The sequence below is a fragment of the Nocardia sp. MH4 genome, from assembly GCF_019266065.1.
GTDB classification, from domain to species: Bacteria; Actinomycetota; Actinomycetes; order Mycobacteriales; family Mycobacteriaceae; genus Nocardia; species Nocardia canadensis.
The window spans coordinates 1-22,405 of sequence record NZ_LPNR01000054.1 but is presented as its reverse complement, the minus strand read 5'-3'; the positions used below and the strand labels follow the sequence as shown (position 1 = coordinate 22,405).

General features: G+C 70.4%; 25 protein-coding genes. 9 read left to right on the top strand and 16 right to left on the bottom strand.

The window, feature by feature from the left end; genetic code table 11:
- The first annotated feature begins 150 nt into the window (after positions 1-150).
- Positions 151-711 carry a hypothetical protein gene (locus tag ATM97_RS03650; RefSeq protein ID WP_218716505.1) on the top strand — a complete coding sequence of 187 codons (561 nt, stop codon included), beginning with the start codon at positions 151-153 and terminating at the stop codon, positions 709-711.
- A gap of 53 nt (positions 712-764) precedes the next feature.
- On the opposite strand, the gene ATM97_RS03645 is transcribed toward ATM97_RS03650, so the two are convergent.
- The 6 genes from ATM97_RS03645 to ATM97_RS03620 all read right to left on the bottom strand — a co-directional run bounded on the left by ATM97_RS03645 (position 765) and on the right by ATM97_RS03620 (position 4,351).
- The gene (locus tag ATM97_RS03645) at positions 765-977 is read right to left on the bottom strand and encodes a 4-oxalocrotonate tautomerase family protein (RefSeq protein WP_218716504.1); all 213 of its coding nucleotides are present in this window, start codon (positions 975-977) and stop codon (positions 765-767) included.
- Positions 978-991: 14 nt separating this feature from the next.
- Positions 992-1,732, bottom strand: coding sequence for an SDR family NAD(P)-dependent oxidoreductase (locus ATM97_RS03640; RefSeq protein WP_218716503.1), 741 nt, complete (start codon positions 1,730-1,732; stop codon positions 992-994).
- Between the two features lie 86 nt (positions 1,733-1,818).
- Positions 1,819-2,409, bottom strand: a complete 591-nt coding sequence (locus ATM97_RS03635) for a TetR/AcrR family transcriptional regulator (protein WP_218716502.1) — start codon at positions 2,407-2,409, stop codon at positions 1,819-1,821.
- A 47-nt stretch (positions 2,410-2,456) separates the two neighbouring features.
- Complete coding sequence (locus ATM97_RS03630; protein WP_218716501.1) at positions 2,457-3,059, bottom strand: energy-coupling factor transporter transmembrane protein EcfT; 603 nt, start codon at positions 3,057-3,059, stop codon at positions 2,457-2,459.
- Positions 3,056-3,736, bottom strand: coding sequence for an energy-coupling factor ABC transporter ATP-binding protein (locus ATM97_RS03625; protein ID WP_218716500.1), 681 nt, complete (start codon positions 3,734-3,736; stop codon positions 3,056-3,058). Before ATM97_RS03625 ends, ATM97_RS03630 begins: the two co-directional genes overlap by 4 nt.
- Before the next feature lie 21 nt (positions 3,737-3,757).
- On the bottom strand, positions 3,758-4,351 hold the full coding sequence (locus ATM97_RS03620; protein WP_218716499.1) for a biotin transporter BioY: 594 nt from the start codon (positions 4,349-4,351) through the stop codon (positions 3,758-3,760).
- A gap of 186 nt (positions 4,352-4,537) precedes the next feature.
- Between ATM97_RS03620 and ATM97_RS03615 the strand changes: the two genes are divergently transcribed.
- Positions 4,538-5,632 carry a LuxR family transcriptional regulator gene (locus ATM97_RS03615; protein ID WP_218716498.1) on the top strand — a complete coding sequence of 365 codons (1,095 nt, stop codon included), beginning with the start codon at positions 4,538-4,540 and terminating at the stop codon, positions 5,630-5,632.
- A gap of 11 nt (positions 5,633-5,643) precedes the next feature.
- On the opposite strand, the gene ATM97_RS03610 is transcribed toward ATM97_RS03615, so the two are convergent.
- The 3 genes from ATM97_RS03610 to ATM97_RS03600 all read right to left on the bottom strand — a co-directional run bounded on the left by ATM97_RS03610 (position 5,644) and on the right by ATM97_RS03600 (position 7,620).
- Complete coding sequence (locus ATM97_RS03610) at positions 5,644-6,303, bottom strand: S1 family peptidase (RefSeq protein ID WP_218716497.1); 660 nt, start codon at positions 6,301-6,303, stop codon at positions 5,644-5,646.
- A 64-nt stretch (positions 6,304-6,367) separates the two neighbouring features.
- Positions 6,368-6,604, bottom strand: coding sequence for a hypothetical protein (locus tag ATM97_RS03605; protein ID WP_218716496.1), 237 nt, complete (start codon positions 6,602-6,604; stop codon positions 6,368-6,370).
- Positions 6,605-6,711: 107 nt separating this feature from the next.
- On the bottom strand, positions 6,712-7,620 hold the full coding sequence (locus ATM97_RS03600) for a hydrogen peroxide-inducible genes activator (protein WP_218716495.1): 909 nt from the start codon (positions 7,618-7,620) through the stop codon (positions 6,712-6,714).
- 109 nt (positions 7,621-7,729) lie between these two features.
- Between ATM97_RS03600 and ATM97_RS03595 the strand changes: the two genes are divergently transcribed.
- The 3 genes from ATM97_RS03595 to ATM97_RS03585 all read left to right on the top strand — a co-directional run bounded on the left by ATM97_RS03595 (position 7,730) and on the right by ATM97_RS03585 (position 9,719).
- Positions 7,730-8,317 (top strand): peroxiredoxin, encoded by a 588-nt coding sequence (locus ATM97_RS03595; protein WP_218716494.1) that lies wholly within the window; start codon positions 7,730-7,732, stop codon positions 8,315-8,317.
- 41 nt (positions 8,318-8,358) lie between these two features.
- Positions 8,359-8,898, top strand: a complete 540-nt coding sequence (locus ATM97_RS03590) for a carboxymuconolactone decarboxylase family protein (protein WP_218716493.1) — start codon at positions 8,359-8,361, stop codon at positions 8,896-8,898.
- 119 nt (positions 8,899-9,017) lie between these two features.
- Entirely contained in the window at positions 9,018-9,719 is a 702-nt protein-coding gene (locus ATM97_RS03585) for a PhzF family phenazine biosynthesis protein (protein ID WP_218716492.1), read from the top strand.
- A 2-nt stretch (positions 9,720-9,721) separates the two neighbouring features.
- On the opposite strand, the gene ATM97_RS03580 is transcribed toward ATM97_RS03585, so the two are convergent.
- Positions 9,722-10,777 (bottom strand): RNA polymerase sigma factor, encoded by a 1,056-nt coding sequence (locus tag ATM97_RS03580; RefSeq protein ID WP_218716491.1) that lies wholly within the window; start codon positions 10,775-10,777, stop codon positions 9,722-9,724.
- Positions 10,778-10,838: 61 nt separating this feature from the next.
- Entirely contained in the window at positions 10,839-11,417 is a 579-nt protein-coding gene (locus ATM97_RS03575; protein WP_218716490.1) for a DUF5134 domain-containing protein, read from the bottom strand.
- 116 nt (positions 11,418-11,533) lie between these two features.
- Between ATM97_RS03575 and ATM97_RS03570 the strand changes: the two genes are divergently transcribed.
- From ATM97_RS03570 to ATM97_RS03560, 3 genes are all read left to right on the top strand, one after another.
- Positions 11,534-12,028 (top strand): GNAT family N-acetyltransferase, encoded by a 495-nt coding sequence (locus tag ATM97_RS03570; protein WP_218716489.1) that lies wholly within the window; start codon positions 11,534-11,536, stop codon positions 12,026-12,028.
- Between the two features lie 88 nt (positions 12,029-12,116).
- Positions 12,117-12,509 (top strand): YciI family protein, encoded by a 393-nt coding sequence (locus tag ATM97_RS03565; RefSeq protein WP_218716488.1) that lies wholly within the window; start codon positions 12,117-12,119, stop codon positions 12,507-12,509.
- Positions 12,506-13,750 carry an RNA polymerase sigma factor gene (locus ATM97_RS03560; RefSeq protein ID WP_218716487.1) on the top strand — a complete coding sequence of 415 codons (1,245 nt, stop codon included), beginning with the start codon at positions 12,506-12,508 and terminating at the stop codon, positions 13,748-13,750. Before ATM97_RS03565 ends, ATM97_RS03560 begins: the two co-directional genes overlap by 4 nt.
- 25 nt (positions 13,751-13,775) lie before the next feature.
- Here ATM97_RS03560 and ATM97_RS03555 read toward each other — a convergent pair whose 3' ends face one another.
- Together ATM97_RS03555 and ATM97_RS03550 are read right to left on the bottom strand one after the other, a co-directional pair.
- Positions 13,776-14,999 carry an aspartate aminotransferase family protein gene (locus tag ATM97_RS03555; RefSeq protein WP_218716486.1) on the bottom strand — a complete coding sequence of 408 codons (1,224 nt, stop codon included), beginning with the start codon at positions 14,997-14,999 and terminating at the stop codon, positions 13,776-13,778.
- A 54-nt stretch (positions 15,000-15,053) separates the two neighbouring features.
- Positions 15,054-15,695, bottom strand: a complete 642-nt coding sequence (locus tag ATM97_RS03550) for a Pr6Pr family membrane protein (RefSeq protein ID WP_218716485.1) — start codon at positions 15,693-15,695, stop codon at positions 15,054-15,056.
- Positions 15,696-15,887: 192 nt separating this feature from the next.
- On the opposite strand from ATM97_RS03550, the gene hrpA reads away from it, so the two are divergent.
- On the top strand, positions 15,888-20,099 hold the full coding sequence (hrpA, locus tag ATM97_RS03545; protein WP_218716484.1) for an ATP-dependent RNA helicase HrpA: 4,212 nt from the start codon (positions 15,888-15,890) through the stop codon (positions 20,097-20,099).
- Positions 20,100-20,109: 10 nt separating this feature from the next.
- Here the strand turns inward: hrpA and nrdR are convergent, their stop codons facing one another.
- From nrdR to ATM97_RS03530, 3 genes are all read right to left on the bottom strand, one after another.
- Positions 20,110-20,580: a transcriptional regulator NrdR gene (gene nrdR / locus ATM97_RS03540; RefSeq protein ID WP_218716483.1), complete on the bottom strand. Its 471-nt coding sequence runs from the start codon at positions 20,578-20,580 to the stop codon at positions 20,110-20,112.
- Between the two features lie 54 nt (positions 20,581-20,634).
- The gene (locus tag ATM97_RS03535) at positions 20,635-21,855 is read right to left on the bottom strand and encodes a hypothetical protein (RefSeq protein ID WP_218716482.1); all 1,221 of its coding nucleotides are present in this window, start codon (positions 21,853-21,855) and stop codon (positions 20,635-20,637) included.
- Positions 21,856-22,005: 150 nt separating this feature from the next.
- A partial coding sequence (locus ATM97_RS03530; protein WP_218716481.1) for a hypothetical protein occupies positions 22,006-22,405 on the bottom strand: 400 nt, incomplete at its 5' end.

The window sequence follows — 22,405 nt, the reverse complement described above, 5'->3', positions numbered from 1 at the left end:
GACAGACGACGAAGGCGGTGCCCCGGATCGCCGGGGCACCGCCTTCGTCGTGGCGCCGGCCGATCATCGGCGGGCTCTCGATTCCGGTGCCGCGAGGCACCGAATGTTGGCACTATGCGAAGGCATGCTCCGACAGAATCGAGTCCGCTCATGACACCGACACCGTTGTCCGCCGCCGGTCTGATGCCGGTCCGTGTGCCGTCGGACCGCCGCCCCCGCCTGGACGCGCTGTCGCGGGCCGGCCTCACCGGGTTCCGCGCGATGTTCGACTCGGCGCCCGAGGTGACGGCGAGCGATTTCGCCCGGCTGGACGGTGATGTGACCATGCGATCGTTCCCCGGGTCCGCCGAACGCGTGCTCGGGCCGGCGATGGCGCGGCCGTCGTATTTCTGGGTGGCGAAGTCGTTTCGTCACGTGGACGGCGAGATGGCGGTGGGACACAACGTCTTCCGCCTGCTGGGCGGGATGCGGGCCCTGAATTTCGTGGCGACCGTGGGTGCTTCCGTGCTCGACGGGCGTCCGGCGGTGCTGTTCGACTACGACGATCCGCGGGTCGGTTCGCGCAGGCCCGCCCGGCGGATCTACGACGAACTGCGCGAGGTCGAACCGGATCTGTGGCTGGGGCCGAGCTACTTCGTGAGCGGCTCGAAGCGAATCCCGATGGGCTGGTTCGCCCTCGACGCCTCGGTGCCGTTCGACGGCCCGGCCTGACACAGCGGTGCGCCGGGCGCGGGAGAACCCACGCCCGGCGCACCGCCGCGCACTCAGTCGCGGGCCGCGCGTCGCGCGCGATACTCCGCGACGTTGACCCCGCCGACACCCCAATCCGTGAGCGCCACTTCGTCGATCACCACATAGGTGCTGTCGGGCGACTTGCCGAGCACCTCGAACAGCAGATCGGTGACGCCCTTGATCAACTGCCCCTTCTGCTCCGGGGTGACCCCTTCATCGGTGACCTTGATATTCACGTACGGCATGGTTGGTTTCCTTTCTACGCCGCTCTACCCGAAATGAACCCGCCGTCGACGGGGAGAATGTGGCCGGTGACGAACTCGGCATCGGCCAGGTACAGCACGGCCGCGGTGGTGTCGGCGACCTCACCGATCCGGCCGAGCAGGGCCGCGCTCGCGGCGGCGCGCTCGTCGCCGTCACCGAACAGCGGGGTGCGGATGATGCCGGGCGCGACCGCGTTCACCCGGATCCGCGCCGGCGCCAGCTCGGCGGCCAGGCTGGTGGTCAGGGCGTGGACACCGCCCTTGCTGATCAGCGCGGCCGAGGCGGGCAGCCCGGTCATCGCGTGATCGATGAGCACGGTGCCGATATTGACGATGCTGCCGCCGTCGCCCTGGGCGAGCAGCTGCCGTACCACGGCCTGGGTGGTGAAGTAGGTGCCCTTGAGGTTGCCGCCGAGATAGCGGTCGAGCTCGGCCTCGGTGACGTCCACGAACGGGGTCGCCCCGAAGACGCCCGCGCTGTTGATCAGCGCGTCGACCCGGCCGAATCGGTCCAGGGCGGCCCGCACGTACGCCGAACCCGTCGCGGGCGAACCGATGTCGCCTGCCACGGTGGCCACCCGATCGGGCGCGGCCAGTTCCGCGGCGACCTCGGCGAGCTTGTCGGCGTCGCGCCCGCCCAGCACCACCGCGTCACCACGGGCGACGAAGGCGCGAGCGACATCGCGCCCGATTCCACTGGATGCCCCGGTCACGACGACCGTTTTCGGAGTCGACATCGGCTGTTCCTCTCAGATATAAGACGACCGGTCGTCTCTGAATAGGCGACCGGAAATTGAGACCAATCGGTCAGATAGTGACGTGGTTACGGCCGGAAGTAGTCGTCGAGCAGGCGCCGCAGACACTTGTCCAGCGGCTCGACGGTGCGATCGATCTTCATCCGGATGACCGCGCCCTCCCAGGATTCGAGGAGCAGATCGGCGAGGTCGACGGCGTCGAGGTCGGCGCGCACCGCCCCCTCCGCCTGCGCGGTGCGCAGCGCGCCCGCCACACCATCACGCCAGGCAGCCCAGGCCGCCGACAGAGCGGTGCGCAGCGTCTCGCTGCCCTCGAGCTCGCCGCCGAGGTTGACGATCAGGCAGCCGCCGGTGAAGTCGCGGGCCACGAAATCCGCGGTGAGCGTGGCGAAGAAGCGACGCAGACCGGTGAGCGCGTCGGGCGCACCGGTGAACGCCTCGGCCAGGTTGCGCTGCACACAGAGCGAGTGATGCTCGATCACCGCGTGCGCGAAGCCCTCCTTGCTGTCGAAGTAGTTGTAGAACGACCCCTTCGGTACGCCGACCTTGTCGAGCACCTGCTTGATGCCGGTGCCGTGGTAGCCGTTGAACAGCAGACCGACCGCGCCCTCCTCGATCAGGAGTGCTCGCGTGTCGTCGCTACGCCGGGGTCGTGCCATGCGAGTAACTATACGACCGGTCGTCTACTAATGGCAAGGGTGACCGCTCAGTCGTCGTCGACGCCGCGGGCCGCCAGCGCCTCCCCCATCGCGTCGGCGGTCCGCAATGCCCGCACGAGCACGGGCGTGACCAGGGCGGTCGCCGACCAGGACACCCCGCGGGCCCGGCGCGCCTCGGCGACGTCGTGCACGATCTGCGCCAGGAGGGGGACACAGCGGATGGCCAGCGCCAGCAGCAGCCCCACCCGCTCGGGATCGACCCCGACCCGGCGCAGCGGGCCGAGGGCGCGGGTGAGGGCGTCCAGCATGTCGGTCACCCGGGTCGTCACGGTGACCAGGGCCGCGAGGGCGACCGAAGCGAGGAGCACCCCGCAGACGACGACCGCCCGGGTGGGCGAGGTTGTCAGCAGCTGGAACGCGCCGATGATCAGGGTCATCCACAGCACCGGGCGCAGCTGGGCCAGCGCCACCCGCCAGGAGATCCGCGCGAGCGCGAACAGGCAGACGATCACGAGCACGAGACCGCCGACACCGAGCGGACCGCGCACGAACACCGTCATCGCGACGATCGCGGCGACCAGCAACGCCAGCTTCACCCCCGCGGGCAGCCGGTGCAGCGGGGAATCGCCCGGGCTGTAGAGGCCGATCATGCGACGAGCCGCCGGTAGGCGTCGACCGCCTCCGCGGGCGGGCCGTCGTAGGCGACGGACCCGTTGTCCAGCACCACGACTCGATCGAAGCCGTCGAGCAGGGCGAGCTGGTGGGTCACCACGATCACCTGCTGGTCGAGGGCGGCCAGCGCCGCCGACACCCGGCGGGCGTTGCGCAGATCCAGCAGGGTGGTCGGCTCGTCGGCGATGATCACCTCGGGTTCGCGGATCAACGCGGAGCCGATCGCGAGCAACTGCTTCTGCCCGCCCGAGAGCAGATGCGCCGGATGGTCGGCGTGCGCGGACAGGCCGAACCGGTCGAGCATCCGCGCCACCCTGGCCGCGATCTCGGGCTTGCCCAGACCACTGCGCCGCAGCGAGAACGCCAGATCCTCGGCGACGGTCGGCATGACGATCTGGGTGTCGGGATCGGTGAACACGAAGCCGACTTTGCGCCGCACCTGCGCACCCTTGCGGGCGGCGTCGATCCCGTCGACGGTGACGGTGCCCGACGTCGGCGTCAGCAGGCCGTTGAGCATCCGGGCGAGCGTCGACTTCCCCGAGCCGTTGGCGCCGATGAGACCGACCCGCCGTTCGGTGATCCGCAGGTCGATCTCGCGCAGCACGGTCCGCTCACCGAACCGGTGCCCCACCGCGTCGAGGACGATCTCGCTCACGCGCGCCGCCCGGCCACGCGCTCAGCCACGGATCAGTCCGGGGTAGGCCCGGTGCACGCCCTTGGCCACGACCGTGGCGATGACGACCTTGGCCAGGTCACCGGGCACGAACGCGAAGTTGGTCGACACCGCCGCCCACACCCCGAGATCGGTGCGGATCAGCAGACCCGCGGTGCCGAACAGGTAGATGACCACGATGCCGCCGAGCGCGTTGATCAGCAGGCCGGGCACGATCGGATATTTCGGCAGGATCAGCGCGGTCAGCGCGCCGATCACCAGCGTGGCGGGAATCCAGCCGATCAGATAGCCCGCGGTCGGCGAGGCCAGCGCGGTCAGACCGGTGCGGCCGCCGGAGAGCAGCGGCAGGCCGATCAGGGTCAACGCGATGAAGACCGCGACCGCGGCGGTGCCCTTGCGCGCGCCGAGGATCGCGCCGGTCAGGATCACCCCGAGGGTCTGCAGAGTGATCGGGACACCGCTGAACCCGACGGTGATCGCGCCCGGCAGCCCCAGGGCGGCGATCAGCGCCGCGAACACCGCGATCTGCGCCAGGTCCCGCGCGGCGAAACCGACCGCGGGCTTAGGGGATTTCTCGACATCGGGCACGGCTGACATCCTTCACCACGGAATTGAACGACGTTCAAGATAGCAGGTGAGGGGCCTGCGGGCGCACCCGGACGGCAGCGGAGGGCATTTCGCCCCGCGCGAAGATCGACTACGATTCGAAGGTTGGGACCTCCCGGGCGGCGCTCGCCGCACGACGGCAGCGCGCCGACGACCCGTGGTCGAGGAAAGGCCATCATGTCGATAGCGCTACAACGTTTTTCGAACTTGATCGCCGCGATCTACGCCGCAGGCAACGACCCGGACCGATGGGACTCGGTCATCGGGGAGATCACCGACACCTTCGGCGCGGTCCACGGATTTCTCGTCATCGCCGATCCGGCCGCCGCCCGCTTCGCGATCAAGACCTCGGGGGCCGGTTGCCCGCCGGATCTGTCGACCCGGCTCGAGCACATCGCCGAGCGGGTGCAACAGCTTCCGGTCGGCAGCACCGCCACCAGCGACGATCTGTTCGCCGTGCCGGGGCACGACAGCGCCCTCGCCGATCAGGTGAACGCCAACGGCCTGTCCAACAGCCTCCTGGCCCGGCTCAGCGACGATCGCCCGTCGTCGTGGATCTGCCTGACGATGCCCGATCACCAGTCGATCACCGGACACCCCGCGAGCCTGGCGCTGCTGCGGGTGCTGGTGCCACACCTGCGCGGGGCCCTGCGAACGCAGTCCCGGCTGGTCGCGCTGTCGCGGGACCGGGCCTTGGCGCTCGCGACCCTGGAGCAGGCGCACTACGGGATCATGATCGTCACCACCGACGCGGCGGTGGTCTTCGCCAACTCGATGGCCGAGCGGATCACCCGGCAGTCGGACGGGTTGTCGGTGGACACCTTCGGCTGCCTGCGGGCCGGTTCGTCGACCACCCAGCTCCGGCTGCGCTCACTCATCGACCAGGCCGCGGGACCGGACTACAGCAGCGGCAACGTCGCGGTCGCGCGCAACTCCGGCCGCAAGCCGCTGATCCTGCGGGTCTCCCCGCTCGACGGTATCGCCGGCGACGGACTGTGGGACCGCGCGGTGCTGCTCCTGGTCGCCGATCCGGACCACGACCCCGAACCGGAGCCGACGGCGCTGCACGATCTGTACGGCCTGACCGATGCCGAGACCCTGGTGGCCATGGGAGTGCTGCGCGGCGACGGCTTGCCCGCCGTCGCCGACCAGCTCTCGGTCTCGGTATTCACCGCCCGCACCCACCTGCAGCATATTTTCGCCAAGACGAAAACACACCGTCAGGCCGAATTGGTCCGGCTGTTGTTGACCACTGCCATTTCCGCGCAGTAACTATTCGCGCATCAAATCGGATGGTATCCCGCGCCGATTCCACCCTGCGCGTCGACGTCGGCGAGAATCAGCGAGAAATTCGCGCCGACCTGGGGACCGATACACGGCAGCCCGATATATCCGTTGACGATCGCGACGAGCGTCGAACCGACGACGACGGGCGCGCCCGAATCGCCGACGATCACGCAGATCTGGGTCAACGTCCACGAGGCGCCACCGAAGACGTCCCCGTAGACCAGGCCACAGGTCTGCCCGGTGGTTCGTCCCTCCTTGCACGCGACGGCCGGGAACTGCGCGGGCACTCCGACGTCGGTGATCGTGGTCGAGCCGACGTGGTTCACCGGGATCACCGCGCCCTCGTCGAAGGCGATGACCGCGTAGTCCAGGTCGCTGCCCACCAGCGCGATCGTGCCGACGTTGCCCGCCTCGGGATCGGCCTCCGCGGCCACACCCATGCCCGCACCGGCCGCAGCGCAGTGCGCGGCGGTGAAGCCGACCAGCCGACCGGAACCATCTCGGCCGATGGTCGTGAGTGTGCAGGTGGAGCCGTCGTCGAGGACGATGCCCGAGCCGCCACCGAGGGTCACCGGGGCAGCTCCCTGCGCGGTCCCGGCGGTACCCCAGATCAGCAGCAGTGCGGCGGCGAGAGTCCACCACCGACCCCGTGTCATAGGGACACTCCCGCGCTGATGTGCGGGAGTGCCTCGAGTGCTTCCTGTTTTCGGCATCTGCGTGTCAGACCACGCAGACCGGGAACAAGATGGGGACCGTGATCAAGACGATGCCGCATGCGAGGAAGGCACCGGGGATCGTGATGAACGGTGACAACACAACAGGCTCGACCTGGACCGGCACCGGTGCGACGGGGACGGGGTCCGCCGCGGGCGCTGCGCCGGCTACACCGGCACCTAGGGCGATCATCGGTGCACAGGCGAGCACCGCGATGGTTGAACGAATCTTGTACATGGCCATTCCTTAGACTGTCTCCCACATTTGTCGTGCCGACTCCATGACGGAATCGTCACCCTATAAAGGACAGCACCGACGGCCCGGAATATCGTCGTACGAACAGATGAGATCTAAAAGGGCCGCTTCGATCTGATCACCGCTGCGAGGTATTCGTAATCCTCGGCTCGCGCGGATGACCCCCGATATGCCAGCCCGATCGTGCGGCCCGGCGCGGGATCGGCGAAGCGCGCGGTGTCGAGCGTGGCGCGAGCGGTCTCGGCGGCCACCGCCATCTGCGGGATGAGGGTCACCCCGAGACCGCCCGCGACGCACTGCACCACGGTCGTGAGCGAGGCGGCGCGGGTGTCGCCGACCGCACCGGGGTGCACCTCGGCGGTGCGGCACAGTTCGAGGGTCTGGTCGCGCAGGCAGTGCCCCTCGTCCAGCAGCAGCAGGGGCATGTCGGCCAGCACCGGCGCGGCCAGATCGGTGCGCCCGGCCAGTTCGTGCCCGCGCGGGGTGACGAGCACGAATTCCTCGGAGTACAGCGGGATCTCGACCAGACCGGGCGCCTCGGTGGGCAGCGCGAGCAACGCGACGTCGAGGACGCCGGTGCGCAGTCCGTCGAGCAGCCGGGCGGTCTGGTCCTCCACCACCTGCGGCACCAGCGTGGGCAGTTTGCGGCGCAGCTCGGGCAGCAGCCCCGGCAGCACGTAGGGCGCCACGGTCGGGATGATGCCCAGGCGAAGGACGCCGCCGAGCCCGTCACCGGTCGCCGAGGCGACGAAGCGGTCGGCGGCCTCGAGGGTCGCCATCGCCTGCGGCAGCAGCCGCATCCCGGCCGCGGTGACCAGTACGCGGCGGGTACTGCGCTCGATCAGCTGCAGCCCGAGTCCGTTTTCCAATGATGCCAACGCCTGCGATAACGTGGGTTGGCTCACAGTCAAACGCGCTGCGGCGGTACCGAAATGCCGGTATTCGGCGACAGCGACGAACGCACGCAGCTGCGACAGGGTTGGCTGATAAGTCTGATCAGTCACGCCTATCAGTGTACGACGAGCAATCGGCTTTACCTTTCAGTACGCTTTCGGCAAGATCCCTACGGGCTCACACGACGAGCGCGACCACACCACGAATGAGGAGATGAGCATGGCTCTGCTGACCATCGGCGACCAGTTCCCGGCATACAACCTCAAGGCCGTCATCGGAGGTGACCTGTCGAAGGTCGACGCGCAGCAGCCGGACGACTACTTCACCCAGATCACCAGCGACGACCACGCGGGCAAGTGGCGCATCGTGTTCTTCTGGCCCAAGGACTTCACCTTCGTGTGCCCCACCGAGATCGCCGCGTTCGGCAAGCTGAACGAGGAGTTCGCCGACCGTGACGCGCAGGTCCTCGGCGCCTCGGTGGACAACGAGTTCGTGCACTTCCAGTGGCGCGCCCAGCACGAGGATCTCAAGACCCTCCCCTTCCCGATCCTGTCGGACCTCAAGCGTGAACTGGCCACCGCCACCGGCGTTCTCAACGCCGACGGTGTCGCCGACCGCGCCACCTTCATCGTCGACCCGAACAACGAGGTGCAGTTCGTCTCGGTGACCGCCGGTTCGGTCGGCCGCAACGTCGACGAGGTGCTGCGCGTGCTCGACGCCCTGCAGTCCGACGAGCTGTGCGCCTGCAACTGGAAGAAGGGCGATCCGACCATCAACGCGGGCGAACTGCTCTCGGCCAGCGTCTGATCCACCTTTCCCACCGAATACCCCAGAGGAGCCCCACTGTCATGAGCATCGAGAACCTGAAGAACTCCCTCCCCGAGTACGCCAAGGACCTCAAGCTCAATCTGTCCTCGATCGCGCGCACCACGGTGCTCAGCGAGCAGCAGCTGTGGGGCACCCTGCTCGCCTCGGCCGCCGCGACCCGCTCGGCGACCACGCTGCGCGAGATCGCCGAGGAAGCCGCCGACGTGCTCTCCGCGGAGGCCTACGAGGCCGCGCTGGGTGCCGCGTCGATCATGGGCATGAACAACGTGTTCTACCGCGGCAAGGCGTTCCTGGAGGGTCGCTACGACGACCTGCGCGCCGGTCTGCGGATGAACATCATCGGCAACCCGGGCGTCGACAAGGCCGATTTCGAGCTGTGGTCGTTCGCGGTCTCCTCGATCAACGGCTGCGCGCACTGCCTGGAAGCGCACGAGAAGACGCTGCGCGAGGCCGGTGCGTCGCGCGAGGTGATCTTCGAGTCGCTGCGCGCGGCGGCCATCGTCGCCGGTGTCGGCCAGGCGGTGCAGTCCACCGAGGCCCTGGCCTCGGCCACCGTCTGAGGTGACCCCACCGCGGCCCCCGACCGGATTCCGGGCGGGGGCCGCGGTCGTTTCCCGAGGACACGACCGGGCCCGCGCGATCCCGTCACGCCCGCGTACCGGCCGGTAGGCTCGCGATCATGAACGCACATGATGTGCCCGATGCCCCGGACATCCAGGTCGAGGTCGTCCGAGTGTTCACCGATCCCGCCGGGCAGCTCGGCAACGCGCTCGGCATCGCCCGGGCCGGCGATGTCGTCGCGCTCGACAAGCAGGAGCTGGCCGCCCGGCTGGGCTTCAGCGAGACCACCGTCGTACAGGATCCCGTGGACGGGGTCGCCGACGTCCGGATCTACACGCCCACCGTGGAACTGCCGTTCGCCGGACATCCGAGCGTGGGCACCGCGTGGTGGCTGGCCGTGCAGCGGACGCCGGTCCACACCCTGCAGGTGCCCGCCGGTCCGGTCGCCGTCACCCAGACCGACGGCCTGACCTGGATCACCGCCCGCGCCGAGTGGGCGCCGGACTTCACCTTCCACGAGCTGGCCTCGGCGGAGGAGCTCGCGCTGCTGCGGCCCGAGGACATCACCACCGGCCAGCACTACTTCTGGGCCTGGACCGACGAACCGCGCGGCGCCCTGCGCTCGCGAATGTTCGCCCCCGCCATGGGGATCGCCGAGGACGAGGCGACCGGTGCGGCCGCGGTCGCGCTCACCGCGCAGTTGCGCCGCGGCCTGGTGGTGACCCAGGGACAGGGGTCTCAGCTCTACACCGAATGGGATTCCGACGGCTGGGTGCGCCTGGGCGGGCGGGTCGCCGAGGACCACGTGGTGGTGCTCTGAGCTCAGTGGCCCGGCGGGCCGCCGAAGCGGCGCAGCCAGGGTGGCCGGGCGGTCCAGTGCCCCCGTCGGGAGGTGTCGGGGCTGGTCAGGTCGGCCAGGATCCTGGCTTCCAGGTGCCGGGGCGGCGTGCGCTGGTCCTCGACCGCCAGGCGGGCGAGCACGTCGTGCACCCCCCGGACCCGGTCGGCGAACTGTGCCAGGCCGGCCGGGCTCACGGTGGCCAGCTTGTTCTCGATGTGGTGGTGTTCGAGTTCGGCGACCGCGTCGAGGGCGTAGGCGTCGGCCAAGGCGAGCAGTGAGCCCGGGGGGCTCCAGGATCGCGCGGGGCCCACGGGCAGGGTCCGCTGCTCGGCCAGCCGCTCCACGCTCTCGGCGAGCAGCCGGGTGACAGCGGGCACCCGCAGGCCCAGTTCGCGGCCGATCGCCCGGTAGGTGCGCCCACCGTAGTAGGCGAGCACGAACACCTCGCAGTGACTGTCGAGCGGGTCGGCGAAACCGAGCCGGGCCGAGGCGGCGAGCCAGGGGATGTCGTCGCGGTCGTGGCGGTCCAGCCGCAGCCGTTGCACGGCGAGCCGATGGACCTGGGCCAGCAGCCAGGTCTGCTCGGCGCTGAACTCCGGTTCGCCGCGACCCACATAGGGGGCCAGCAGCTCCGGCTCGGACGCGGGCGGGCGGACGCCGCCGACCCGGGAGCCGTCGCGATCGTAGACCGCGCCGCGGCCGAAACCGGTGTCGCGACGCTGACCGCCGACGAATGCCGAACGGCCCCAGGGTGTCCCGAGATCGGGACCGGAGTCCGCCGCGGGGTCGCCCGGCGGCGCCGGCGGCTCGGGATCGACCGTCCACGGTGTCGTGCGCAACCGCCGATATCCCTCGCGGACAACGTCTTCGGCCGCGCCCCGGCGGTGCAGTATCCGCAGCGCGAGACCGAAGGCCGCGGCCCCGGTGGCCCGGAAGAGCGTGCGCAGCGCGTCGCGGTCGTCGGGCTCGGACGGGAGGTCGGGGACGGACCGCTCGACGCCACCGGCCGCCGGGTCGGGACTACGCTGCCGGTTCATCGTCGAATTCCTGTCCACACAACGGCAATTCGCAGCGCGAGCGGTTGTGGATCGGTATTCACTACCCGATCGCGGCGATCAGCATGAAGGCGGTACCGATATCCATCACCACATGGGGGATCAGCGCCGAGGTCAGTGGATGGGCGCCGACGGGGTGGACGAACCGGTGCGGGCGCGGGCCGTGACCGACGGTACCGAGCGCGAGCAGGGCGTCGAGCGCGAACAGCGCGGCCAGCGCCGCCGCGAGCCAGCCCGGACCGCTCTCGTGCTCGCCACCGTGACCGGCCATCGCGTACAGCATCGCCGCGGCCGCCAGCGTGTGGTAGCCGAGTGCGAGCACGCCGTCCGGCCCCGCCGCGGCCCCCCGGTCGAGAACACGCTCGACCAGCAGGATCGCGAAGGCGACGGTGAGTGCGGTGAGCACGCCGCGCACGGCCAGCGGATGGGTCGCGGCGGGGAACACCAGCATCGCCAGCATCATCAGGCACATGAGCAGGTGGGCGCTGTCGGCCGCCGCGTCGACCCGGTGGCTGGGTGCCACCCGGCCGGTCAACCGCCGCGCGACGATGATCGTCGCCAGCACGAACGCGGCGACCACCGGCCACCGCACGAGTGCATAGTGCTCAACGAATTCGGCCACACCCCACCACCTTCGAGTCGAGACCCGCGCTCCCCATGCTCGCATCGACCACGGTGCCCGCGGGGGCGTTTGCCCCCACGCGAACGCGCGCACCGGTGATGACGGATCATGGACCGATGTCCGACGCACACTCCGTGGCCTCGGCGCAGGCATTGCGCGTGACGGTCGACGATCTCTCCGGCGCCCCCATCCGCGACCTGCTGACCGGCCACCACACCGAGATGGCCGCCAACTCCCCCGCCGACAGCATGCACGCCCTCGATCTGGCCGCCCTGCGCGATCCCGCTGTCACGGTGTGGAGTGCCTGGGTGGGCGACGAGCTGGCCGGGTGCGGTGCGCTCAAGGAACTCGACCCCGCCCACGGCGAGATCAAATCCATGCGCACCGCCGACGGGTTCACCGGCCGTGGCGTCGCCGCGGGCGTGCTGGCCGGCATCGTCGCGGAGGCACGGCGGCGCGGCTATGCGCGACTGAGCCTGGAGACCGGCTCCCACGAGTTCTTCGCCCCCGCGCGCCGCCTCTACCTGCGGCACGGTTTCACCGAGTGCGGGCCGTTCGCCGACTACGTCCTCGATCCGCACAGCCAGTTCTTCACTCTCGCCCTCGGCTGACCCGCGATGTCGACAACACCCGATCGGCTCCGACGTTCCGGGTGAGGATGGGCCGAGACGGGCGCATCGACGATCGTGAGGAGCCGAGATGAAGTACGTGATCCTGATCCATTCCAACCCGCAGCCGTGGGGCCACCCCACCAGCGACTACCTGCCCGAATACCAGGCGCTGTCGCAGGCGGAGCGGGACCGGGGCAACGCGGAGTTCGAGCAGTTGCTCGGCGAGCTGCACGAGCGCGGCGAGCTGGTCACCGGGGAGGCGCTGGCGGCGCCGGAGACCTCGCGGCTGTATCGCTGGGCCGACGGCAAGCCCTTGGTCAGCGACGGACCTTACTCCGAAGCCAAGGAACACCTGGCCGGGTTCTTCCTGATCGATGTGGAGAGCCAGGAGCGGGCCGAACAGATCGTCGCCCGGTTCGCCGGGCCGGGTGAGACCGTGGAACTGCGGCCGACGATGTGGCCGGGCGGCGACGACCAGTGAATCAGCGGGTCGTCGAGGACGTCTGGCGCCGGGAGGCGCCCTACGTCCTGGCCGCCCTGCTGCGCAGGCACGGCGATCTCGGCGACTGCGAGGACGCCGCCCAGGAGGCCGCCGAGGCGGCGACCGCGCAGTGGGGCACCGACGGACTGCCCGCCAATCCCCGGGGCTGGCTCATCACCGTGGCCGCGCGGCGGCTGATCGATCGGGTCAGGGCCGATCAGGCGCGGTCGGGGCGCGAGGCGGCCGTCGCGGTGGCGCGGCCCGCCGACAGTGGTCTCGCCCCACCCGCCGATCAGGTCGTGCCCGACGACGGCGACGACACCCTGCGCCTGTTCCTGCTGTGCTGTCACCCGAGCCTGAGCCGCTCCTCACAGGTCGCGCTCACCCTGCACGCGGTCGGCGGGCTGAGCGCCGCGCAGATCGCCGCCGCCTACCTCGTGCCGGAGCGCACCATGACCCAGCGGCTCACCAGGGCTCGCGCCACCCTGCGGGCGGCGGGCGCCCGCTTCGCGCTGCCGGATGCCGACGCGCTCCCGGCCCGGATCGCGGCCGTGCTCGATGTCTGCCACCTGCTGTTCGTGGCGGGCCACACCCGCTCGGCCGGTGGCGCGCTGGTGGATCGAGACCTGTCCGAGGAGGCGATCCGGCTGACCCGGGCGTTGGCCGCGGCGATCCCCGACCACGACGAGATCGCGGGCGCGCTGGCGCTGATGCTGCTCACCCACGCCCGCTCGGCGACCCGGATGCGCGGCGGTGACCTGGTCCCGCTGGCCGAGCAGGACCGGACCCGCTGGGATCGGCAGGCGATCGAGGAGGGTGTCGCGATCCTCGAACGGGTGCTGCCCCGAGGCCATGTCGGCCGATTCCAGGTGCAGGCGGCGATCGCGGCGGTGCACGCCGAAGCCACGACGTGGGGCGCGACCGACTGGGCGCAGATCCGCGTGCTCTACGACATGCTCGACCGGATCGCGCCCAGCCCGATCGTCACCCTCAACCGCGCGGTCGCGGTCGGGATGGCGGACGGGCCCGCGGCCGGGCTGGCCATGGTCACGCCACTGCTCGACGATCCGGTGATGGCGCGCCACCATCGGACCTACGCGGTGCGCGCCCATCTGCTCGAACTGACCGGCGCCATCGACGACGCGCTCGAGAACTACCGCCGCGCGGCGCGGCTGACCGCCGGCGTCCCCGAACAGCGCTACCTCAACGACCGGGCCGAGCGGCTGGAACGGGGTCGGTAGCATCTGCCGCCGACCCCGTGGGCGATCAACCCAGAGCGCGGGTGAAGCCCTCGACGAGCTCGACGACCTGGGCGTCGGTCATCACGAACGACGGCGAGATCTGCATCGCGCCCTGCCCGGCGGCGCGGCCCGAGATGCCGTGCTCGCGCAGGGTTTTCACCATGCCGGGGCCCTCGGACGGATCGGCCAGCTGCACGGCGGCCACCGCGCCGAGACCACTGCGGACCTCGGCGACGCGTGGGTGCTCGGCCAGCGGCGCGAGCAGCGTATGCAGGGTGCTCTCCAGGCGGGCCGCCTCCTCGAGCAGTCCTTCGCGTTCGATGATGGCCAGATTGGCCAGCGCCGCGGCCGCCGCGCCCGCGTGCCCGCCGTAGGTGTAGCCGTGCCGCCACCAGACGCCACCGGCGAAGAACGGCTCCGCCAGATGCGGTGCGATGAACACCGCGCCCATCGGCAGATAACCCGAGGTCAGCCCCTTGGCGGTGGTCACCAGGTCGGGTTCGAGACCGAACTTGGTGGAGGCGAACCAGCTGCCGCCGATCCGGCCGAAGCCGGTCACCACCTCGTCGGCGACGAACAGGATGTCGTGGTCGCGGCAGATCTGGCGCACCTCGGCCAGGTAGCCCGCCGGCGGCAGGTACACCCCGCCCGCGCCGATGATCGGCTCGCAGAAGAACGCCGCGATCTGCTCGGCGCCGATCTCCTCGATCAGGGCCAGCAGCGACTTCGCGTCGTCCCATTCGACGGTGCGGGTGTCGGTGACCAGTTCGCCGTAGCCTTCCCGATTACCGGCCAGACCACCGATCGAGGTGCCCGCGTAATGCATGCCGTGGTAGGCCAGGCGGCGCCCGACCAGGATCTTCTTGTCGGTGCGGCCCAGCTCGTGCCAGTACCGGCGGGCCAGCTTGGCGGCGGTCTCCACCGAGTCCGAACCGCCGGAGGTGAAGAAGATCTTGCTGCCCGGCACCGGCGCGATCCGCGACAGCTTCTCGGCCAGTTCCTGGGTCGGCGGCTCGGTGAGATCACCGAAGTTCGAGTAGTGCGCGATCGTGCGCAACTGCTCGGCGACCGCGTCGGCGATCTCGGCGCGACCGTGCCCGACATTGGCGAACCAGAGTCCGGCGGTGGCGTCGAGGTATCGCTTGCCCGCGGTGTCGTAGACGTAGGCACCGTCGCCACGGGCGACGACGAACGCACCGTCACGAGTGACGGCGCCCATATCGGCGAATCCATGCCAGAGCGCATTCATGGCTCCACACTTACCCGAACCGAAGCGGTCCCGCTCGGCGGACTCGCGCATGTCTCAGTCCGCGGACCTGCGTTCGCGCCACCAGGCCGGCAGATCGCCCAGCGACGCCATGGCAACCGCCAGCGCCGCGAAGACCAGCGTCAGCACGACCAGGCCGATGGCCATCGACAGGTATCCCTGCTGGCGCGGATCGATGAACGGATAGGGATACCAGTCGACGATGGGTCCGCGGATCAAGCTGTACACGCCGTAGAGCAGCGGGAAGATCAGCCACTGCCCGATCAGCTGCGGGCTGGGCCGCAGCCGCTGCGGCATCGCGACCAGCAGCCAGTCCAGCAACAGCACCAACGGCAGATACCGGTGCATCACATCGTTGATCCACTTGTCGTTGAGCATCACGTCGATGCGCGACAGCAACACCGCGTACACGACCATCGTGATGAGCATGTAGAGCGTGGCCGCGCCGCGGAACAGCTGCCAGCCACGCCCCTGCGGCGCGAGCAGCCCGCCCACGAGCAACGCGATCACGCCGAGGATGTTCGATTCGACGGTGAAGTAGCTCAGATAGTTGGCCAGCGAGAACGTCGCGGAGTCGATGTTGCGCACCGGAATCCACAGCAGCGCGACCGCACCGAGGACGCCGAACCCGATCCGCAGAATCCTGATCCACCACGCCGTGCCCATCGCTGCGCTCATGTCGGGATCATCGCATGCGCCGACCGCGAAAACGCCGGTCTGGAACATCGCGTCGCCGCATCGACCGCGACCGGACCGGACACGCGCGGGCGAACAGCACCCGCCGCCGGTGTGTCGTTGGTCTCGACCGCACCGGCCGTCGACGGCGTGGCGGGAAAACCGGTGGCGGGCTTCGCTAGGCTGGTAGGCGCAATGACCAGGACAGCTAGCACCGGTACCCGCGCGCTGCGCACCCGCCTGGCGGAGGTCTCGCTGCGCGACGAATACCGGCTCCGGCGCAAGCTCGACCGGTCGCGCCCCGAGCACCTGCCCGCTCTCGAGGCGGAGATCGCCGCCGCCGAGACCCGCGTGGCGAATCGCCGCGCGGCGGTCCCGCCGATCACCTACCCCGAGCAACTCCCGGTCTCCGCGCGCCGCGACGACATCGCCGCCGCCATCGCCGCGCACCAGGTCGTGATCGTGGCCGGGGAGACCGGCTCCGGCAAGACCACCCAGATCCCGAAGATCTGCCTCGAGCTCGGCCGCGGCATCCGCGGCACCATCGGCCACACCCAGCCACGGCGCCTGGCCGCGCGCACCGTGGCCGAGCGCATCGCCGAGGAACTGGGCACCGAGCTGGGTGACGTGGTCGGCTACACCGTCCGCTTCACCGACCAGGCCTCCGACCGCACGCTGGTCAAGCTGATGACCGACGGCATCCTGCTCGCCGAGATCCAGCGCGACCGGCTGCTGCGCCGCTACGACACGATCATCATCGACGAGGCGCACGAACGCAGCCTCAATATCGACTTCCTGCTCGGGTACCTCAAACAGCTGCTGCCCCAGCGCCCCGATCTCAAGGTGATCATCACCTCGGCCACCATCGATCCCGAGCTGTTCGCCCGCCACTTCGCCGACGCGCAGGGCACGCCCGCGCCGATCGTCGAGGTGTCGGGCCGGTCGTACCCGGTCGAGCTGCGCTATCGCCCGTTGTCACTGGAACTGCCCGGCACCGAGGACGACGACGAGGACACCCGCGTCGTCGATCGCGACCCCACCGACGCCATCGCCGACGCGGTCACCGAATTGTTCGCCGAGGGCGACGGCGACGTGCTGGTCTTCCTGTCCGGCGAACGCGAGATCCGCGACACCGCCGACGCCCTGCGCGATCTGAAACTCCCCCGCACCGAGATCGTGCCGCTCTACGCGCGCCTGTCGGCGGCCGAGCAGCACAAGGTGTTCGCCCCGCACACCGGCCGCCGGGTGGTGCTGGCCACCAACGTCGCCGAGACCTCGCTGACCGTGCCCGGCATCCGCTACGTGGTCGACCCCGGCACCGCCCGCATCTCCCGCTATTCGATGCGCACCAAGGTGCAGCGGCTGCCGATCGAACCGGTCTCGCAGGCCTCGGCGCGGCAGCGCTCGGGCCGCTGTGGCCGGGTCGCCGACGGCATCTGCATCCGCCTGTACTCCGAGGACGATTTCGAGTCGCGGCCCGCGTTCACCGAACCGGAGATCCTGCGCACCAACCTCGCCGCGGTCATCCTGCAGATGACGGCGCTGGGGCTGGGCGACATCGAGAGCTTCCCCTTCGTCGAGGCGCCCGATCGCCGCGCCATCCGCGACGGCATCGCGCTACTGGAGGAACTGGGCGCGCTGGCCCACGGCAGCGCGAAAGCGGTGGACGGCGAAGCGGATTCGGGTGGCCGTCTCACGCTCACCTCGATCGGCCGGGAGATGTCGCAGCTGCCGGTCGACCCCCGGATGGCGCGCATGCTCGTCGAAGCGCATCGCAACGGGTGCCTGGACGAGGTGCTGGTGATCGTGGCGGCGCTGTCCATCCAGGATGTGCGCGAGCGACCGGTGGACCATCAGCAGGCCGCCGACACCCAGCACGCGCGCTTCACCGTCGACGGTTCGGATTTCCTGGCCTACCTGCGCCTGTGGGACTACCTGACCGAGCAGCGCAAGTCGTTGTCGTCCAACCAGTTCCGCCGGATGTGTCGCGACGAGTTCCTGCACTACCTGCGGATCAGGGAGTGGCAGGATCTGCACGGTCAGCTGCGCACCATCACCCGCGGGCTCGGCTGGAACGCCGCGGGCACGCCTCGCGAGAATGCCGTCGTCGCGGTCGAGGACGGTGCGACCCCGAACCGGAGTCGTCGCGGACGCGGACGCGCCGACCGCGAGCTACCGCAGTCGAGGGCCGAGGACGGGCAAGGCGAGCAGTCATCGAGTCGGCCCGGCGGCGGCTCCGCCCGAGGCGGGCGCGGCGCAGCGGCATCGCGGCCCGGGCGGAATTCGATCACGAGCGCCGCGACGGCGAAAGGCGGTCGCGAAGCTGCGGATTCGGCGGCTGAGGCGGCGATGCCGTGGCCGAGCGCGCAGATCCATCAGTCCCTGCTGGCGGGCATGCTCTCGCATATCGGTGTGCGCGAGGCGGAGTCACGGGAGTTCCTGGGCGCGCGCAACGCGAAGTTCATGATCTTCCCCGGATCCTCGCTGGCCAAGAAGCCGCCGCGCTGGGTGATGGCGGCCGAGCTGGTGGAGACCTCGCGGCTGTGGGGCCGCATCGCGGCGAAGGTGGAGCCCGAGTGGGCCGAGCGGCTCGCGGGCGATCTGGTCAAACGCACCTACTCCGAACCACATTGGTCGTCCAAGCGCGGCGCGGCCCGGGCCTACGAGCGGGCCACGCTCTACGGCGTGCCGCTGGTCACCGGCCGTCCCGTCGACTACGGGCGCATCGATCCGGAACTGTCGCGCGAGCTGTTCCTCCGGCACGCCCTGGTCCAGGGCGAATGGCAGACCCGGCACGGCTTCTTCGCCCGCAACCGGGCGCTGATCGACGACGTCGCCGATCTCGAGCATCGCGCCCGCCGCCGCGACATCCTCGTCGACGACGAGGTGCTGTTCGAGTTCTACGACCAGCGCATCCCCGCCGACATCGTCTCGGTCCGGCATTTCGACAGCTGGTGGCGCAAGGCCGAACGCACCGACCCCGCCCTGCTCGACTTCGCCACCGAGACCGTGGTCAACGCGGGGACCGCCGCGCTCGACCCGACCGATTTCCCCGACGCCTGGCGCCAGGGTGAGCTCAGCTTCCCGCTGACCTACCAGTTCGAACCCGGCCAGGACGACGACGGCGTGACCGTGCGCATCCCGGTCGAACAGCTCGCCCACGTGCGGGCCGTCGGCTTCGACTGGCTGGTTCCGGGCATGCGCGAGGAACTGGCCGCGGCCTTCATCAAGACCCTGCCGAAGACCTTGCGCCGCCAGGTCGTTCCCGCGCCCGACTTCGCGGCGGCCGCGCTGCGCGAGCTGGTCCCCCGGTCCGAACCGTTGCGCATCGGGCTGGCCAGGGAGCTGTCGCGGCTGGGTTCGGTCACCATCACCGCCGACGATCTCTCGCCCACCGCGCTTCCGGATCATCTGCGGATGACCTTCGCCGCCGTCGACGGCCGGGGCACCGTCCTGGCCACATCGAAGCACCTGGCCCAGCTGAAGACCCAGCTGGCCGCGCAGGTTTCGGCGTCGGTGGCCAAGGCCACGGCGGGCGCCGAACGCCCGGCCGCGACGGTGTGGACCTCCGAGTCGCTGGGCTCGGTGGCGCCGACGGTGCGCCGGGAGGTGGCCGGGCAGACCGTGACCGGGTATCCGGCGCTGGTGCCCGAGGGCGAGGGGGTGGCCGTGCGGGTGCTCAGTTCCCCGGCCGAACAGGCCGCCGCCATGCGCGCCGGCGTGCGCACCCTGCTGCTCGCCGCGATCCCGACCTCCACCCGCGCCGTCACCGCCGGACTGCCCGCCGCCGACCGCCTGGCGCTGAGCCAGAACCCCGACGGATCGCTGGACAAGCTGGTCGAGGACTGCCGGGTCGCCGCCGCCGACGAACTCATCGCCGCCGCGGGCGGGCCGGTCCGGACACCCGAGGAGTTCGACGCGCTGGTCGCCACCGTCCGGCCACAGCTGGCGGGCGCGGTGACCGGACTGATCCGGGCCGTCGCGCCGGTCCTGTCGGCCGCGCACCGGGCCCGCGCTGCCCTGGCCGACACCACCGAGGCCGACATCGCCGACGATGTCCGCCAGCAGCTCGACGACCTGCTGTTCCCCGGTTTCGTCGCCGAATGGGGTCGGGCCAGGCTGCGCGAACTGCCCCGCTATCTGCTCGCCGCGGCGCAGCGCCTGGAATCGCTGCCCGGCTCGGCGGTGCGCGATCGCCAGGGCATGGTCGAGGTCGACCGGATGCTGGCGGCCTACGACAAGCTGGTGCGAAGTCTGCCCGAGGGCCGCAAGCATGCCCGCGACGTCACCGAGATCTGGTGGATGATCGAGGAACTGCGGGTGAGCCTGTTCGCGCAAAAGCTCGGCACGCCGTACCCGGTGTCGGTCAAGCGGATCGAGAAGGCGATCGGCGCGATCCGGCGGTGAGCGGGGCGCGTCAGTCGGTCGTCGCGACGGCCGCCGCGCGCGCCTTGCGCATCTCGGTGATCTCGCGTTCGAAATCGGCCGCGCTGGTGAAGGATCGGTACACCGAGGCGAAGCGCAGGTAGGCCACTTCGTCCAGGTCCCGCAGCGGGCCCAGGATGGCCAAGCCGACCTCGTGGCTCGGAACCTCGGGAGAACCCTTGGCGCGCACCGCGTCCTCGACCTGCTGGGCCAGCAGGTTGAGCGCGTCGTCGTCGACCTCGCGGCCCTGGCAGGCACGGCGGACACCGACGATCACCTTCTCGCGGCTGAACGGCTCGGTGACGCCGCTGCGCTTGACCACCGACAGGATCGCGGTCTCGACGGTGGTGAACCGGCGACCGCAGGACGGACACGACCGCCGACGGCGGATCGCCGTGCCCTCCTCGACTTCACGCGAGTCCACGACTCGCGAGTCAGGGTGTCGGCAATACGGGCAATGCATCCGAGGGTTCCTTCGTCGAGGCGCACTCCATGGCACTTGACAGAATACCTGTCACTACTGCACCACCTGCCACTGCGTGGTCAGGTCCGCGATCAACTCGGGTAACCGGGCGAGCATCCGGCCGCGGGTGAGCTTGACGGGGAAGGGTTCGGCGAACACCGACACAGCGCGGGCCGCGTCGGCGGTGAGGTCCAGATGGCGCGGCACCAGGTCGGCGGTGATGTAGGCCCAGCGGTCGTCGCGGTCGGCCCAGTTGAAGTCGGGCAGCGGCGTCCGCAGGCCGAGTCCGCCCGCGCGCACCGTCGCCGGGGCGTACACCCCGGGCGCGCGGACGCCGGGCACCGCCGGTTTGCCCGCCACGGTGGTGACGTAGGTGAGGACCCGGCCCATGCCGTCGCGACCGGCCGCGGTGACGTCCCACTGGTCGGCGACGATGTGGTTCTGTTCGCGGTCGGTCATCCGGACCAGCGCGTCGGCCCGGCCCGCCGCGGTGCCGCCGTCGATACCCGCCCAAGCGGTGCGCATGCTCTCGTCGATCACGCCGGCGGCGAACAGCTCGTCGATGCCCGCCATCCCCTCGGCCAGATAGACCTCGTGCTGCGGAACCAGGTCGGTGAAGATGTGCTTCTGCATGATCATCAGCCGGGTCTGGTACCAGGCGAGGTCGGCGGCGGTCAGGCGCGGGCCGTGCAGCGCCAGCCCGGTGATGTCGGCGGGCACCTCGGCGACGAGCTCGGGCGGGGTGGCCCGCAGCAGCTCGGCGACGGCAGTACCGAGTTCGTGGATCCCACCGACCGAGAGCACCGCGCCGATGTCACCGACGTCGAAGAAGCCGGAGGCGAACGAGCCACCCGCGATGCCGGCCAGGCCCGCCCAGTAGAAGTCGGGCCGGGCGGCGGCGATGCGGAAGTAGTTGACATACACCTGGCTGAAGGTCGCCGAGTTGGCGGCCACACCGCGAGAGGGCTCCCAGGCAGCCAGATCGATGGCCGCGTTGCCGGTGGAGACGACCAGCCAATACTGGTGCAGCAGGGTGGCATAGCGCGGGGGCGCGATCCCGTCGGCGCGCGCGGCGTCCAGCGCGGCGCGCAGTGGAGGTTCGCTCAGGGGCAACGCCGGGTGCAGACCGCCGCCGAATTCGCCGTCGGCGTTGAGCGCGGGGAGATCGAGATAGTCGGCGTAGCCGGGGGTCGCGTGGGCCGGTGGCGTCAGCACCGCACCCAGGAGCAGACCGAGCAGCACAACGATCGAGTAGCGGCGCACATGACCTCGCATCCGGTTACGCCGAGGCCCCTACCCGCCTCGGTTCAGGATGCCCGTCACCGTAACAACACGTTCTAGTTCTGGGGCGCTTTTCGGGGACGCGGTCGATCTTCACGGTCGCCGAAACTACCCGAAACCCCGTTCTGTTCAGGCATTTTCACCTCAGCGAACTGTCCCGGACAGTCCACCCGCGCCCGCGTCCACCGACTGCGAAATCCCCGGCTCCGCCGGTTCGAACCGGTCACCGAAACTCCCCGCGCGCAGGTGCGCCAGGCCGAGGAAGGCCACGACGACGAGCGCGGTCACCAAGGCCGCCACCGCCAGCGCGGCGAAACCGATCTGCGCCTGTTCGACCCGGCGCACCGGATGCACTCCCCCGGCCCGCCCGACCCCGGACACCCGGGCGTACAGCGCCGCCTCGGCGGGACGGCTCGCCTGCCGCGGCCCGCGCTCGGTCCGGACCGGCTCACGCGTGCGGCGCGGCGAATCCGTCTGCGGCACCGTGGCGAAGGCGAGGTCGAGCTCGGCGTCGGCGGGCCGCTGCGACGCCGCCGCCAGTACG